Source organism: Methylocaldum sp. MU1018 (assembly GCF_053646775.1).
Map to the genome: position 1 here is coordinate 869,206 of NZ_CM132195.1, position 14,124 is coordinate 883,329.

16 protein-coding genes are annotated in these 14,124 nt (G+C 58.5%); 9 read left to right on the forward strand and 7 right to left on the reverse strand.

The features are described 5' to 3' along the window. Positions 1 to 31 precede the first annotated feature (31 nt). Positions 32 to 763, forward strand: coding sequence for a Crp/Fnr family transcriptional regulator (locus tag ACWJKU_RS04070; protein ID WP_454146024.1), 732 nt, complete (start codon positions 32 to 34; stop codon positions 761 to 763). A 48-nt stretch (positions 764 to 811) separates the two neighbouring features. Here ACWJKU_RS04070 and ACWJKU_RS04075 read toward each other — a convergent pair whose 3' ends face one another. The 4 genes from ACWJKU_RS04075 to ACWJKU_RS04090 all read right to left on the reverse strand — a co-directional run bounded on the left by ACWJKU_RS04075 (position 812) and on the right by ACWJKU_RS04090 (position 3,903). Then, entirely contained in the window at positions 812 to 1,300 is a 489-nt protein-coding gene (locus ACWJKU_RS04075; protein ID WP_454146026.1) for a hypothetical protein, read from the reverse strand. 15 nt (positions 1,301 to 1,315) lie between these two features. Continuing rightward, the gene (locus ACWJKU_RS04080; RefSeq protein ID WP_454146028.1) at positions 1,316 to 1,594 is read right to left on the reverse strand and encodes a hypothetical protein; all 279 of its coding nucleotides are present in this window, start codon (positions 1,592 to 1,594) and stop codon (positions 1,316 to 1,318) included. Positions 1,595 to 1,898: 304 nt separating this feature from the next. Continuing rightward, a complete protein-coding gene (gene ssb / locus ACWJKU_RS04085; RefSeq protein ID WP_454146030.1) occupies positions 1,899 to 2,375 on the reverse strand; it encodes a single-stranded DNA-binding protein in 477 nt (158 codons plus the stop codon). Between the two features lie 136 nt (positions 2,376 to 2,511). Next, positions 2,512 to 3,903: an MFS transporter gene (locus ACWJKU_RS04090; protein ID WP_454146031.1), complete on the reverse strand. Its 1,392-nt coding sequence runs from the start codon at positions 3,901 to 3,903 to the stop codon at positions 2,512 to 2,514. Positions 3,904 to 3,974: 71 nt separating this feature from the next. Here ACWJKU_RS04090 and uvrA point away from each other — a divergent pair, with 71 nt between their 5' ends. Continuing rightward, positions 3,975 to 6,845 carry an excinuclease ABC subunit UvrA gene (gene uvrA, locus ACWJKU_RS04095; RefSeq protein WP_454146032.1) on the forward strand — a complete coding sequence of 957 codons (2,871 nt, stop codon included), beginning with the start codon at positions 3,975 to 3,977 and terminating at the stop codon, positions 6,843 to 6,845. Here uvrA and ACWJKU_RS04100 read toward each other — a convergent pair. Beyond that, complete coding sequence (locus ACWJKU_RS04100) at positions 6,838 to 7,005, reverse strand: hypothetical protein (protein WP_454146034.1); 168 nt, start codon at positions 7,003 to 7,005, stop codon at positions 6,838 to 6,840. The genes uvrA and ACWJKU_RS04100 overlap by 8 nt on opposite strands. 301 nt (positions 7,006 to 7,306) lie before the next feature. On the opposite strand from ACWJKU_RS04100, the gene ACWJKU_RS04105 reads away from it, so the two are divergent. The 3 genes from ACWJKU_RS04105 (at position 7,307) to ACWJKU_RS04115 (ending at position 9,525) form a co-directional block, all read left to right on the forward strand. Continuing rightward, on the forward strand, positions 7,307 to 8,008 hold the full coding sequence (locus tag ACWJKU_RS04105; RefSeq protein WP_454146036.1) for a DUF2959 domain-containing protein: 702 nt from the start codon (positions 7,307 to 7,309) through the stop codon (positions 8,006 to 8,008). 246 nt (positions 8,009 to 8,254) lie between these two features. Further along, complete coding sequence (locus ACWJKU_RS04110) at positions 8,255 to 9,226, forward strand: porin (protein ID WP_454146038.1); 972 nt, start codon at positions 8,255 to 8,257, stop codon at positions 9,224 to 9,226. Next, complete coding sequence (locus tag ACWJKU_RS04115) at positions 9,223 to 9,525, forward strand: outer membrane beta-barrel protein (protein WP_454148034.1); 303 nt, start codon at positions 9,223 to 9,225, stop codon at positions 9,523 to 9,525. Before ACWJKU_RS04110 ends, ACWJKU_RS04115 begins: the two co-directional genes overlap by 4 nt. A 165-nt stretch (positions 9,526 to 9,690) precedes the next feature. On the opposite strand, the gene ACWJKU_RS04120 is transcribed toward ACWJKU_RS04115, so the two are convergent. After that, positions 9,691 to 9,897 (reverse strand): (2Fe-2S)-binding protein, encoded by a 207-nt coding sequence (locus ACWJKU_RS04120; protein ID WP_454146040.1) that lies wholly within the window; start codon positions 9,895 to 9,897, stop codon positions 9,691 to 9,693. Positions 9,898 to 10,024: 127 nt separating this feature from the next. Beyond that, the gene (gene bfr / locus ACWJKU_RS04125; protein WP_454148036.1) at positions 10,025 to 10,492 is read right to left on the reverse strand and encodes a bacterioferritin; all 468 of its coding nucleotides are present in this window, start codon (positions 10,490 to 10,492) and stop codon (positions 10,025 to 10,027) included. 167 nt (positions 10,493 to 10,659) lie between these two features. Here bfr and ACWJKU_RS04130 point away from each other — a divergent pair, with 167 nt between their 5' ends. The 4 genes from ACWJKU_RS04130 to ACWJKU_RS04145 are packed head-to-tail and all read left to right on the forward strand — an operon-like array spanning position 10,660 to position 14,123. Continuing rightward, positions 10,660 to 11,181, forward strand: coding sequence for a YcxB family protein (locus ACWJKU_RS04130; protein ID WP_454146042.1), 522 nt, complete (start codon positions 10,660 to 10,662; stop codon positions 11,179 to 11,181). A gap of 53 nt (positions 11,182 to 11,234) precedes the next feature. Then, on the forward strand, positions 11,235 to 13,124 hold the full coding sequence (locus tag ACWJKU_RS04135; RefSeq protein WP_454146044.1) for an ATP-binding cassette domain-containing protein: 1,890 nt from the start codon (positions 11,235 to 11,237) through the stop codon (positions 13,122 to 13,124). A gap of 34 nt (positions 13,125 to 13,158) precedes the next feature. Continuing rightward, positions 13,159 to 13,659 carry a hypothetical protein gene (locus ACWJKU_RS04140; protein ID WP_454146046.1) on the forward strand — a complete coding sequence of 167 codons (501 nt, stop codon included), beginning with the start codon at positions 13,159 to 13,161 and terminating at the stop codon, positions 13,657 to 13,659. Positions 13,660 to 13,685: 26 nt separating this feature from the next. Next, a complete protein-coding gene (locus ACWJKU_RS04145) occupies positions 13,686 to 14,123 on the forward strand; it encodes a universal stress protein (RefSeq protein WP_454146048.1) in 438 nt (145 codons plus the stop codon). Position 14,124: the final 1 nt, after the last annotated feature.

Consider the following 14,124-nt stretch of genomic DNA (forward strand, 5'->3'; position numbering starts at 1 on the left):
CATGATTTCAATCAGGACGAAGAGGTGGCACATGTCTGATTTAGGAAATGGCAGCGTTTCAATCGCGCGGCATCATCGGGCGGCCCGGCTGTTTGAAGAGGATGCCGGCGATCCACTGGCGGGCCTCGACATGGCGGGTTTGGAAGCCGCTTTTCGAGGCGGCAAGCGAAAGACGTTCGCCGCCAAGCAAATCATTTTCCGTGAAGGCGATCCGGCCGATACCGTGCTGGCGATCCGGCAGGGGCTGGTCAAGCTCGTCAGCTATTCGCCGGACGGAAGAGCCCGCATCATTCGGCTGCATGCCAGATGCGCGTTTCTCGGCCTCGGCGGATTGATCGAGCCGACCTATCCGCATACGGCGGTGGCGGTCGATCAGGTGGACGCCGTTTGCGCTCCGCTGCGGGCCGTCGCCCAGCTCAAAAAAGACGACCTGTATTTGTACTGTCGGCTGATCGAGTGTTGGTACCAGCATCTCAAGAGCGCCGATCTCTGGATTACCGATTTTTCCACCGGCTCGATAAAGGCCCGCGTGGCGCGTCTGGTGAATTTTCTGGCCGAAATTCAGAAAGACGCGTCGCCGCCGACTGCGGTAACCCTGCTGACCTGCGAGGAAATGGCGGCGATTTTGGGCGTTACGGTCGAGAGCGTCAGCCGGGTCTTGGCGGAATTCAAACGCACGCGCATGCTTCGGGCCGTAAAGTGCAAGCCGGCCAAAAGATATGAAACCAACGCGCCCGAACTCAGGCGCGTCGCTCAGATTTGAGGGGCAATCCGCCTGCCGCAACGAAAAAACGTCGGCGGGCGGATCGGTTTACACTTTCGTGACGCTGCGAAACAGCCGTTGCCTTAGACGTGGGCTGGCGCCGAGCACCAGGCCCGTGATCAAGGCCGCGACCACGATATCGCTGGTCTTGATGGGGGCGGCGCCGAGCATTTCGGTAACGGTCGCCCGCACGGTATCCGAGACGTTACCGTAAACCGGGGGCGCTGCCGCCGTCTCGAGTGCGGCACTCGATGGCGGCAGCGTCGCCGCTCGACCTCGCCGAGCCATCAATCGGGCGATGATCCATAACGCGACGAAAGCGATCAGGATCATGGCGCCGCCGACGATCAACCCGGCTGCCCAGGATTCCAGCGCCGCCTCCAGCGACAGGTAGAATCCGAGCAATACGAACACCAGACCGCCGAATGCGGCCAAGGTCGCGAAGATCGCGAGAGAGAACAGCACCGCCGACCGGCTCAGCGCCTGCCAAAGCTTTGCTTTTTCCGCAGAGACAAGATCGGTGAGTGATCGCAGCACGGCAACCGCCCGTCGTCAGCGGCGGGCGCCGAGCAGCGTGCCGATCGCGAAGCCGGTGCCGAAAGCCACCAGAAGGCTGGTGAGAGGGCGCGCTTCGATGTATTGCCCCATGCTTTCCTGGGCGGCTATGGCCTGGCCGCGGGCACGTTCGCCGACCTCGCGAGCTTTTGCGTAAGCGGTTCGCCCCTGCTCCATGCCCATGTCCTTCATCGCAGCCATCAGGCTGCTCATGTCGGCTTTGAGAGTGGCCAAATCCTGCTTCAGATCCGTGGTGATGTCTTCCGTCGTTGCCATCGTTAGCCTCCGTCCGTATCAGGGTTGTTCCATTGCCGATAAAAATCGGTTTGACTGCAAATTAGCCTTTTAAAAGGCCGCCAGCATTTAGAAAGATCAACGGCGAGCGGTCCGTCCGCTGTTTTACCGATTTGCGAAAACCGGTGAGGCGCCGACCGGTCGAGCGTTGTGAATTGGACTTGAAGACGAAGCGGAAAGTTGCCTTGAGTAGGGCGGCGCGAGTTCAAGCCGTTCCTGAAAAAATCGAGCCCCGGCGGAACTGGCCCGGCCGGGGCTCGATTTACGGCCCGAATTTAGGCGTTTTCTAAAACGGGATGTCGTCGTCGAAGTCGTCCATGCCGCCGAATCCGGGCTCCGGTTGCGGGGCCGTCTTCGGTCCAGAGGACGGAGGCGCGTAACGCTCGGACTCGCCGCGCCCGCCCGCGCCGGCCGGAGCGCCGCCGGCGCGGTCCAGCATCTGCATTTGATCGGCGATGATCTCGGTGGTGTAGCGGTCTTGGCCGTTTTTGTCCTGCCATTTGCGCGTCCGCAAGCTGCCCTCGATATACACCTTGCTGCCTTTCTTCAGATATTCCCCGGCGATCTCGGCGAGCTTCCGGTAGCACACGACCTGATGCCATTCGGTGCGTTCCTGTTGCTGGCCGGTTTGTTGGTCTTTCCAGGTTTCGCTGGTGGCGAGGCGCAGGGAGGTGACCGCGCCGCCGTTCGGCATGTAACGCACTTCCGGATCGGAACCCAGGTTGCCGATGAGTATGACTTTATTGACGCCGCGACTGGCCATAAGGTGTCTCCGATCGATGATACGGTTGAAAATTCGGACAGGCATTAGACCTGTCAATCTGTCTGAAGTTCTTAATTTTTAAGCAAAAAACGTATGGTCGTCATGTCTGGGCAGGGCGGCGGAGGCCGCGCGAGGCTCACGCCGCCACGTCCTGCAGCAACCCGCTCAGTGCCATGCGGTCCAGCTTTTCCTTGTCGATTTTCAGGTAAGCCACCCCGTCTTCCGCCAGCACTACGGCTTCGGCAACGCCCGGTATTTGAAGCAACCGGCGGGAGAGGTTGGACGCCTGATCGTGACTCAACCCGCTCACGTTGACGAGCAGGCTGCTCAAACCGCGCGGGGGCTTCATGCCGAGGGCGAACATAAACCATAGCAGAGCGGCGGCGGAGCAGAACAGGAAGACATAAGGTATTCCGTAGTGGCCGTAAATCCAGCCGCCGCCGGCTCCGCCCACGAAAGCGCCCAAAAACTGTGTCGTGGAATAAACGCCCATGGCCGTGCCCTTGAGGTCGAGCGGGGCGATTTTCGACACTAAAGAGGGAAGGGTGGCTTCCAGAAGGTTGAAGCCGGTGAAGAATAGGTAAAGCAGGCCGAAAACGGCCCAAAAATTACCTTGGGCCCAGACGAAGCCGGCGTCCGAAACGACCACCAGTCCGATAAACGAGACGAATACCGCTTTCATCTTGCGCTTCTTTTCCGCAAGGATCACGAAAGGAACCATGCTGGCGAGCGCGAGTCCGAAAACCGGCAAATAAACATGCCAGTGTTTTGCGGTTTCCAGTTGCAGCGAGTCGCGCAAAATCAGCGGAAGGACCACGAAGGTGGCGGTCAGGATGAGATGCAGGCAGAAGATGCCGAGGTCCAGCCGCAGAAGCTCGGGGTTCGTCAAAACGGCTTTGAACGACGCCGGACGTACCTCCGCGTCCCGGTGAAAACGGCTCACGGCGGGCGTCGGCACGACGCCGTACAGCACGACGATGCCGAGCAGAGCCAGCGCCGTGATGATCCAGAAAAGGCCGTGGAGCCCCATCCAGCCTGAGAGCATCGGCCCGATCACCATCGATAGCGCAAAGGACATCCCGATGCTGACGCCGATCAAGGCCATGGCTTTGGTGCGGTGCTCTTCGCGCGTGAGATCGGCGGCCAAGGCCATGATGACGCCGGCGACCGCGCCAGCGCCCTGCAGGGCCCGGCCGGCAATGATGCCGTAGATCGAGTCGGACACGGCGGCCAGGGCGCTGCCCGCGGCAAACAGCAGCAAGCCGAGCACGATCAGGCGTTTTCGTCCGTAGCGGTCGGACCAGAGGCCGAAGGGAATCTGGAAAATCGCTTGAGTCAAACCGTAAGCGCTGATGGCGAATCCGACCAGTTGCGGCGAGGCGTCCGGAAGCTCGCGGGCGAATACCGAGAGCACCGGCAGGATCAGAAACATGCCCAGCATCCTCAGCATGTAGATGGCGGCCAGAGACAGGCTGGCGCGCATCTCTGCGCGGGTCATCGGGGCGTCGATTTGCAAAGCCGGATTCAAGCAACGTGCTCCTTTGCGAGTGGCGGGAATCGGCCTATAGTAACAGGTTCTCTTTTGCGCTTGAATTTTGCATGGACACGATTCAAATCCGTGGAGCCCGCACCCACAACCTCAAGAATATCGATCTCGACCTGCCGCGCGACAAGCTGATCGTGATTACTGGATTATCCGGGTCCGGCAAGTCGTCACTGGCATTCGACACCATTTATGCCGAAGGGCAGCGGCGCTATGTCGAGTCGCTTTCCGCCTATGCGCGGCAGTTCCTGTCGGTGATGGAAAAGCCCGACGTGGACCATATCGAGGGCTTGTCGCCGGCCATTTCCATCGAGCAGAAGTCGACGTCGCACAATCCCCGTTCGACCGTCGGCACCATCACCGAGATTTACGATTATCTCCGGCTGCTCTACGCCCGAGCCGGTACGCCCCGCTGTCCGGAGCACGGCATTTCGCTGGAGGCGCAGACCGTCAGCCAGATGGTGGACCACGTTCTGAGCCAGCCGGAGGACAGCCGCTGGATGCTGCTGGCGCCGGTGGTCAGCGAGCGGAAAGGGGAGCACGCTCAGGTGCTGGAGGACTTGCGCAGCCAGGGCTTCATCCGCGCCCGCATCGACGGCGAGATTTTTGAACTGGACGAGCCGCCCAAGCTCGATCTCCGCCGCAAGCACAGCATCGAAGTCGTGGTCGACCGTTTCAAGGTGAGGCCGGATCTGGCGGTGCGCCTGGCCGAATCGTTCGAGACCGCGTTGCGGCTGGCCGAAGGCATTGCGCTGGTGGTTTCGATGGATGATTCCGGGACCGAGCTGGTCTATTCGGACAAATATGCCTGCCCGCATTGCGGCTATTCCTTGAGCGAACTGGAGCCGCGCATTTTTTCCTTCAATAATCCGAAAGGAGCGTGTCCGAGCTGCGACGGATTGGGCGTCAAGCAGTTCTTCGATCCGCATCTCGTCGTCCAGAATCCGCAGCTTAGCCTGGCGGGCGGCGCGGTGCGCGGCTGGGATCGGCGCAACGCGTATTACTACCATATGATTCAGTCGCTGGCGGAGCACTACGGCTTCGATCCGGATCTGCCGTTCGGCCGACTGCCGAAGCCGGTTCAGAACGTCATCCTGTACGGCAGCGGCGCCGAAACGATTCCATTCAAGGTTCTGACCGCGCACGGCGATACGCTGGTCCATCGGCATGCTTTCGAGGGGATCATTCCCAACATGGAGCGGCGCTATCGCGAAACCGATTCGATGATGGTGCGCGAAGAACTGTCCAAATATCTTTCCAGCAAGCCGTGCCCGGAATGCGAGGGTACCCGCCTGAACCGCGCGGCACGGCACGTTTTCGTGGCCGACTCCGCCCTGCCGGCGCTGACGGCCTTGCCGATCCGCCGCGTGCTCGAATTTTTCGGCGAACTGACGCTCGCGGGGCGGCGCGGCGAGGTGGCGGCCAAGATCGTCAAGGAGATCACGGCGCGCTTACGGTTTCTGGTCAATGTCGGGCTCGATTATCTGACTCTGGACCGCAGCGCCGACACCTTGTCGGGCGGCGAGGCCCAGCGGATTCGCTTGGCGAGTCAGGTAGGGGCCGGATTGGTCGGCGTCATGTACGTCCTGGACGAACCCTCGATCGGCTTGCACCAGCGGGATAACCAGCGCTTGCTGGATACCTTGTTGCGGCTGCGCGACCTGGGCAACACCGTGATCGTGGTGGAGCACGACGAGGATGCCATCCGTATCGCCGACCATGTCGTCGATATCGGGCCGGGGGCGGGGGTGCACGGCGGGCGAATCGTGGCCGAGGGGACACCGGAGGCGATCATGGCGAACGAAAACTCCCTCACCGGCCAGTATCTCTCCAACCGTCTCGAGATCGCCGTGCCGGAGCGGCGCATTCGGCCCGATCCGGAGCGCCAGCTCCGCTTGCGGAATGCCCGCGGCAACAATCTGAAGGGCGTCGACGCCTCGTTTCCGGTGGGACTTTTTACCTGCGTGACCGGCGTTTCCGGTTCCGGCAAGTCCACCCTGATCAACGACACGCTGTTCCGCTTCGCGGCCCGCGAATTGAACGGAGCGGCTGCGACGCCGGCCTTGAGCGACGGCATCGAGGGACTGGAGCATTTCGACAAAGTGGTGGACATCGATCAGAGCCCCATCGGCCGCACGCCGAGATCCAACCCGGCGACCTACACCGGGCTATTCACGCCGATCCGGGAACTGTTCGCGGCGACCCCGGAGGCGCGCTCTCGCGGCTATTCGCCGGGACGGTTCAGCTTCAACGTCAAGGGCGGGCGCTGCGAGGCTTGCGCCGGCGACGGCGTGATCAAGGTGGAGATGCACTTCTTGCCCGATATTTTCGTCCACTGCGATGTTTGCAAGGGAAAGCGCTACAATCGCGAGACCTTGGAAATCCGCTACAAGGGCAAGACGATACACGAAGTGCTGGAAATGACGGTGGAAGAAGCCAGCCAGTTTTTTTCCGCCATCCCGACCGTCTTCCGCAAGCTGGATACCTTGATGGAGGTCGGCTTGGGGTACATTACCCTGGGCCAGAATGCGGTGACGCTGTCCGGCGGCGAAGCTCAGCGCGTCAAGCTGGCCCGTGAACTGTCGAAGCGGGATACCGGCAAAACGCTTTACATTCTGGACGAGCCGACGACCGGACTGCATTTTCACGACATCCGGCAACTCCTCGGGGTTCTGCATCAACTGCGGGATCACGGCAATACGGTGATCGTCATCGAGCACAATCTAGACGTGATCAAGACCGCCGACTGGCTGGTCGACTTGGGACCGGAAGGCGGCGAAGGCGGCGGTCTGATTATCGCGGAAGGCACGCCCGAGCAAGTTGCCGAAAATCAGGCATCCTACACCGGAGTATTCTTGAAAAAGATCTTATCGAAGCGGTCGCTGCCGAGCGGACCGCATGGCGACGCGACTCGCGGGATCAGTTAGGCGGCGGTCCGTCCATAGCCGCGGCGATGGCGCCCAGAGGACTGTCTGTCGCGGATAGGGCCGCGGCATTTTCGTAGTCGGAGGCAATCAGCCAGAAGATGACGAGGCCCAATGCCAAGGCCGTTGCGACGGCCAGATGCTTTTCGCTGAGTTCTTTCATTTCATTCCTCCCTTTTTGATTGAAACTCCATTGCAAAGCCTACGGAGCTTGCGCGGCGGCAACGCGGGTGAATTCCGCGCAAAGTTTCGAAAGGCTCTGTGGCTGCGAATGATAACGTGGTGGGGGATGGGCTTACAAATCTATTTTACGGGGACTCTCGATGCGGGCGGACGGTCTTGCGGGCAAGCGGTTTCGCGGCGATTCGGCCGATCGAGACGCAAAGCTCTGCCAATCATCGGGGGGAGCGCTAAAATAGCGGGCGTTGTTGACCGCCCCTCTCGAAAAACGAGCAGTTCGCACCATGAGCAAATCTTCCAAGACCACTCCCATCAGCTTTGCGGCATTGTGCCGTCAGCTTCTGAGCCCGTTGGCCCGTTATCTGATATCGAAGAGCCAAAAGATTTATTTTCGTGCCGTCGAATCGGCGGGGCACCACAAGCGGGACATTCTCGTCACCCGCGTGGAGAGCGCGCGGGACAGTCTGGAAGAAGCCAAGGAGCAATTCCAGAGTGCGCTGGATAAGTTCAGTGCGCTGACGTGCTTCCAGGGCGGCGAGCTCGAGGAGATGTATCGACAGATCAAAGTCGAGTTCGACTACAGCAAAGCCAAGGCTCTAGCGGTCAAGGATCGTATCGCGGCCGTGCAGGACGTGGCCGAGGCGCTGTTTGCGGAATGGGAAGCGGAGCTGGAACTGTACACCAACCGCAGTCTTCGAAGCGCCAGCCGGCAAAAGCTTAAGCTCACTCAACAGCATTACGGACAACTGATCTCCGCCATGCGCCGGGCCGAGGGCAAGATCGAGCCGGTGCTGAACGTATTTCAAGACCAGGTGTTGTTCTTGAAGCACAATCTCAATGCGAAGGCGGTTGCTTCGCTGGAGCATGAATTGGCCGCGATGACCGTTGGCGTTGCGGGTTTGATCGGTGCGATGGAACGTTCGATCAATCGGGCGAACGATTTCGTGTATTCGCTGAACGGCCAGAAAGCGCTCCCGGCCGGTTAGCGGCTCGATCGTGACCGCCGCTCCCAAGCGGGGGTTTCGGCCTTTACGTGCATGCCGAGCCCGCCCTTGTAAGCTCGGAGAGCTAACGGCAGCAAGACGTCGTTGTGGTGCAATGAATCGAATGCATGCACCGAACGTGTGCGAAATTTCGCCAACGCATGATTCAATCGATCGAATTCGTCTTGTTTTTTAGTTTGGCAGGGGATTTGCACAGAAGCTCTCGTTCCATAAGCCTAAGAGATCCATATGTACAAGAATCCATCCAAGATCCGAATGAAGCCCGCACGTTTAGGTTTTTTCGGTGCGATTTTTGCCATTTCCGTCAGTGCCGAGGAAGCGAGCGAGTCTACCGGATTCCTCGGTTACTTGGGCGCCGACGTCAACGAAACCCAGTTCATGAAAGACTTGGGTTTAAAAGTCGGCGGCTGGATCGACGCCGGCATCACCTACAATGCGAATGAACCCGCCGGGAGATACAACGGCCCGGTAACATTCAACGATCGGGCCTCCGAATTCCAGCTGAATCAGCTCTACTTCTATTTGCAGCGTCCGGTCAATACGGAAGGGAATTCCTGGGATTTCGGCGGGCGCTTCGATTTCATGTTCGGCTCCGATGCCGTGTTTACGCAGGCGTACGGATCGCCCCGCGGGCATTGGGATTTGCACTTGATCGACAGCAAGCGTTTCTATGACATGGCTTTGCCCCAAGCCTACTTTGAAATATTCGCGCCTTTCGGCAACGGTATCACGGCGAAGATCGGCCATTTCTACACCATTATCGGTAACGAAACGGTGACGGCACCGGATAATTTCTTCTATTCGCACGCCTACACGATGCAGTTTGGAGAGCCGTTCACGCACACGGGCGTCTTGCTGAGCTATCCGATCGATCAGAACTGGACGGTAACGGCGGGCGGCGTGACCGGCAGCGATACGGGAGGTTGGGATGGGGCCTGGGACAAGGGGCTCGGTAACTGGGCCGGCATCGGCGGCGTAACTTGGGTCAGCGACGACAAGGGAACCTCGATTGCATTGACAGGAACCACCGGCGAAACTTCGGAACAGGATCATAACAACTGGAGCCTCTACAGCGTCGTGATCAAGCATGACATCACGGAAGGGCTGCACTATACCTTTCAGCACGACCACGGCTTTCAAAACAAGGTGCCGGCTCTGGGGGGCAGGATGCCACGTGGTACGGCATCAATAGCTATCTGACTTACGACCTGACCGATGAACTTGCGGTTGGTGTCCGCGCCGAGTGGTTCCGCGATGACGATGGAGTCAGGGTCTTTTCGCCGGCCAGAACCGGTGGAGCGCTTCCGGCGTCGAGCTATTACGCAATTACGGCGGGTTTGAACTGGAAGCCGATGAACTGGCTCATGGTGCGCCCGAATGTCCGGTACGATTGGGCGGATAAGGCGGATGCCTATGACAACGACCGCGGGGCGTCAGGCTTCGCCGGTAAAAAGAGCGATCAATTCCTGTTTTCCACGGATGTGGTCATAACATTCTAAATCCAAATCGCAGGGAAGCATTCTCGTGGCGGGCAGGGAGGTCCGCCCCCTCGCTTCTGCCTTGGCAGGATTGTATTTTATCGGGCCCGACATGGGCGCTAATCGGAAAATCAAGGGACAGCCTTCTTCCTTGGCGGACGCTGCCGCGTATCCGGAGCGTCGGGCTTATGCGGCCCGGCGCGGGTTATGCTCCGAAGCCGCTTTTCCGTGCAAGCACTCGCGCATCAGCCGCGCGGCTTCGACCGCGCATTTGCCGCATTGATCGCAGGCGCCCAGCGCGGCGCGCAAGCCGCGCATATTCGTGATCTCCTGTTCCTGTACGGCCTGTCGGATTTGTCTATCGGTGACTTTCTTACAGATGCAGATGTACATGACTAGACCAGATGAAAAGCTTTGATCTAATACTAGTACAAGTGATAATTATTATCAAATAAGATTTGCTTTGAATTGATCGGACGACGATTTCGGCAGGCGTCCCGGGAAGGCTAAGGTCTGAACATCATATCTGCGACTGCAAATAGTTCTGCAATCCGATTTTTTCGATCAGACCGAGTTGGATTTCCAGCCAATACGCATGGTCCTCTTCGGTGTCTTTAAGGAGACCCAGAAGCATGTCCCGCGTAACGTAATCGCCGGCACTTTCGCAAAACGCTATCGCCTCTTTAAGCTCGCCTATCACTCTGTATTCCAAAGCCAGATCATTCCTGAGCATGCCGGGGACGTCCCGGCCGACGTGCAGCGTGTCGCGCGTGCTCAGATCCGGTGAGCCTTCGAGGAATAGAATCCGGCCGATCAATAGATCGGCGTGGGATTGCTCTTCCTGCATTTCATGATGGGTGCGTTCGTAAAGTCGGCCAAATCCCCAGTCTTTGTACATTTGCGAGTGAATCGAGTACTGATCGACGGCGGTCAGTTCGCCGATCAGTAAGTGGTTTAGACGCGCGATAACATCTGCATTGCCTTTCATCATTATTCTCCGTCATGCGGCAGCGAGTCCTCCTTCGGCAAGGGCCATCCCGCCGAAGTGAGTAAATTGAAACAGAATTACGTATACTAGTCATCCTTTGACGCTCAGGGGGGGGCTGCCGGTTCTTCGGCTGCGTGGGGCATTCGACAAATACTATCGATAGACGTATGACTCAAATAGAATACGAAGTCCGTGAACAGGATCTGGTTGCCTTTAACGAGCATCAGTTGCGGAACTCCGCAAGCTGGCAGAAAACCTTGCGCCGCCATCAGGCCATCTTGCCCGGCATCATGGCGCTCATCGCGCTGTTTCTGTGGTTTTATTATCAAGATACGCTTTCAGCAATTTATGTAGGGGTGATTGCTGCATTATGGGGCGTTTTGACACCGCTCTATTTCAAGGGAAGCCTGCGCAGGCAGCTCCGGAAGATGTACTCGGAAGAGGAAAAAGCCGGCATCCTCGGCACATATACCTTGCGGGTCGAACCGCATGTACTGGTGGAAATCCATCGGAATGGCGAATCTCGGGTGAAATGGAGCGACGTTCTTCGGGTCGAGGCGACTAAAAAATATGCTTTTCTTTTCGTCTCCATCGACTCGGCCTTGATCATTCCCCGAGCGACAGTCAAGAAAGGGAATCTTCATGAATTCGTCAAGGAAGCGGACCGACGCATCGAGCAGGCCGCTTAAACCCACACTTCCTTTCGGACGATCGACGGGCGCCGGTACGGCGCCCCATTCATATGCTTAATTTCAAGTCAGTTGCGTTGAGGCGCGGCCAGCGCCTGCTGTTCGAAAACGCATCTTTTACCATACACGGTGGTGAGAAAGTCGGTATAACCGGTGCGAACGGGGCCGGTAAGTCCAGTCTGTTCGGCCTGATACTGGGCGAAATTCATGCCGATGCGGGCGAAATTTCGATGCCGCCGAATCTGGATATCGCCCATGTGGCCCAGGAGACTCCGGCCAATGACCAGATTGCGCTGGAATATGTCATGGACGGCGATCGTGAGCTGCGCCGCGTTCTGGCGGACCTTCAGAAGGCGGAGGAGAGCGGCGACGGCGCGAAACTGGCGCAACTCCATGCCCGGCTCGAGGCGATAGGCGGCTATGAGGCTCGGTCGCGCGCCGCCAAGCTGATGTACGGTCTTGGGTTTTCGCCGAGCGATGAACTCAAGACAGTAAACCGGTTTTCCGGCGGATGGCGAATGCGGCTCAATCTCGCGCAAGCCCTGATGTGCCGTTCCGACGTGCTGCTGCTCGACGAGCCCACCAACCATCTCGATTTGGACGCCGTTATTTGGCTCCAGGAATGGCTGTCCCGATACGCCGGCACTTTGCTGCTGGTTTCCCACGACCGGGATTTTCTGGACGATATCGTCGATCATGTGCTGCATATCGAGAACCAGACGGTTGCGCTCTATTCCGGAAACTACTCTGCATTCGAGACCAGGCGTGCGGAACTTTTGGGGCAGCAGCAAGCGGCCTACGAAAGGCAGCAGCGTGAAGTCAAACATATTCAATCGTTCGTGGACCGGTTCCGCGCGAAAGCCACCAAGGCCCGCCAGGTGCAAAGCCGACTCAAGGCGTTGAGCAAGCTGGAACTGATCGCCGCGGCGCATGTCGATTCGCCCTTCAAATTTTCTTTTCGGCAGCCGGATAAACTGCCTTCCCCGTTGTTGAAGCTGGACGAGGCCGGTGCGGGGTACGGGACGAAGGCGATTTTGAGCGACGTCGATCTGACCTTGAATCCAGGCGAACGGATCGGGCTTTTGGGTGCGAATGGCGCCGGCAAATCCACCTTAATCAAATTGTTGGCGGGAGTCTTGAGCCCGTCTGCCGGAGAGCGCTTGGAGGCGCAGGACCTTCGGATCGGTTATTTTGCGCAACATCAGTTGGAACAGTTGCGGACCGACGAAAGCCCGCTCCAGCATTTGCAGCGACTCGACTCCAATGCCACAGAAAAGGATTTGCGTAACTTTCTCGCGGGTTTTGGTTTTTGCGGCGATCAGGCCCTGGAGTCGGTCGCGCCTTTTTCCGGTGGAGAACGGGCCCGGCTCGCGCTCGCTCTTTTGATTTATCAAAAGCCGAATCTGCTGTTGCTCGACGAGCCTACCAACCACCTCGATCTGAACGCGCGCGACGCGCTTACGCTAGCCTTGCAGGATTATCAGGGAGCGATGGTGCTCGTCTCCCACGATCGCTATTTACTCCGGACGGTTGCCGACGATTTCTGGCTGGTCGCCGACGGAAAGGTCGAAAAGTTTGCCGGAGATCTGGGCGACTATAGGCAATGGTTGAGCAATCGTCGCGCGACATCTCAGGCTCCGGCCGAAAATAAACCGGCTCCTTCCCGCAAAGATCAGCGCCGCCTGGATGCGGAGCGACGCCGCGCGTTGAGGCCTTTTCAACAGGCGCTGGAGCGTGCTGAAATCCGTCTGGAAAAATTGACCTCCGAAAAGCGACGCCTGGACGAACGATTGTCGGATCCGGTGCTCTACGAGAGCGACTCCAAGACGGAATTGCAGGCTTTGTTGCTCGAGAAGGCCGAAATCGACCGGCAAATAGCCGAAGCGGAGTCTGCCTGGTTGGAAGCGAGCGAAGCTTTGGAATCGGTGGCCGGTGAGATTTGAGCGCGTATACGAATTTGTCGCCGAAAGGATAAATATGCCGCTGATCAAGCTGTTTCTCGATATCTGCTTCTTTAATAAGGGGCCCCAGGATACGCCTGCCTCGAACGTGCTGCTGGGGTTCTCGGTTCTCGCCTATTTGATCGCAGGCATCGTGTTGCTCGGGCTGGAGGGCGATTGGGCTGGAGCGTTAGTCGAGGCCGCGGCCGAAGGCTTGATGTTGTTCGGCTTCCTTTATGCGGCGCTCTATCTGGGCAAAAAGACTTCCCGCCTTCTGCAAACGGCCACCGCCGTATACGCTTGTGACGCTTTGATCAGCGCGGCCGCCGTTCCGCTTCTCGCCTGGCTGCTGGTGACGCCGGACGCGAAAGCGGTTTATATTGTTTTGATGGCCTTGATGCTCTGGCACTTGGCCGTAGTCGGACACATCTTGCGACACGCGCTGGCCATTCCATTCTTTTTCGGTGTAGGGCTGGCTTTCGGGTACGTGGTCGTAAGCTATCAGATCATGATGATGCTGTTCGACAAGACTCTGTGACCGCTGAAGAGAATAGGAGATTCGCGATGGCGTACCGGCAGATTTTATTGGCAGCCGATTTTTCCGAGCACGGCGAACAGGTGGTCCGTCGGGCTCATGAACTGGCGGAAAGATACGGGGCCAGGCTCGACATTATCCATGTGGTGGAAAGTATGCCGATCATGGATTCGTCGTATGGGCCCATTGTGCCGTTCGATATCGACTTGACCGATCAGATGGTGGGTGCGGCTCGGAAGCGTCTGGCCGAGATTGCCGACCGCTTGGCGATACCGCAAGACCGCCGATGGGTTGAAATCGGAAGTCCCAAGGTGGAGATTATTCGCATTGCCAAAGAGCAGCAGGCGGACCTGATCGTCATAGGCTCGCACGGAAGGCACGGCATCGGTTTATTGCTCGGCTCCACGGCCGCCAGCGTGATTCACCACGCCGAGTGCGACGTCTTGGCTGTCCGTCTTCGGGGTTAAA

What these genes read in the sequence shown, in the direction of transcription:
- ACWJKU_RS04140 (WP_454146046.1), top strand. Translation starts at nt 13,159, where the DNA reads ATGCCGCTGATCAAGCTGTTTCTCGATATCTGCTTCTTTAATAAGGGG.
- ACWJKU_RS04105 (WP_454146036.1), top strand. Translation starts at nt 7,307, where the DNA reads ATGAGCAAATCTTCCAAGACCACTCCCATCAGCTTTGCGGCATTGTGC.
- ACWJKU_RS04120 (WP_454146040.1), bottom strand. Translation starts at nt 9,897, where the DNA reads ATGTACATCTGCATCTGTAAGAAAGTCACCGATAGACAAATCCGACAG.
- ACWJKU_RS04130 (WP_454146042.1), top strand. Translation starts at nt 10,660, where the DNA reads ATGACTCAAATAGAATACGAAGTCCGTGAACAGGATCTGGTTGCCTTT.
- bfr (WP_454148036.1), bottom strand. Translation starts at nt 10,492, where the DNA reads ATGAAAGGCAATGCAGATGTTATCGCGCGTCTAAACCACTTACTGATC.
- ACWJKU_RS04100 (WP_454146034.1), bottom strand. Translation starts at nt 7,005, where the DNA reads ATGAAAGAACTCAGCGAAAAGCATCTGGCCGTCGCAACGGCCTTGGCA.
- uvrA (WP_454146032.1), top strand. Translation starts at nt 3,975, where the DNA reads ATGGACACGATTCAAATCCGTGGAGCCCGCACCCACAACCTCAAGAAT.
- ssb (WP_454146030.1), bottom strand. Translation starts at nt 2,375, where the DNA reads ATGGCCAGTCGCGGCGTCAATAAAGTCATACTCATCGGCAACCTGGGT.
- ACWJKU_RS04110 (WP_454146038.1), top strand. Translation starts at nt 8,255, where the DNA reads ATGTACAAGAATCCATCCAAGATCCGAATGAAGCCCGCACGTTTAGGT.
- ACWJKU_RS04080 (WP_454146028.1), bottom strand. Translation starts at nt 1,594, where the DNA reads ATGGCAACGACGGAAGACATCACCACGGATCTGAAGCAGGATTTGGCC.
- ACWJKU_RS04145 (WP_454146048.1), top strand. Translation starts at nt 13,686, where the DNA reads ATGGCGTACCGGCAGATTTTATTGGCAGCCGATTTTTCCGAGCACGGC.
- ACWJKU_RS04070 (WP_454146024.1), top strand. Translation starts at nt 32, where the DNA reads ATGTCTGATTTAGGAAATGGCAGCGTTTCAATCGCGCGGCATCATCGG.
- ACWJKU_RS04135 (WP_454146044.1), top strand. Translation starts at nt 11,235, where the DNA reads ATGCTTAATTTCAAGTCAGTTGCGTTGAGGCGCGGCCAGCGCCTGCTG.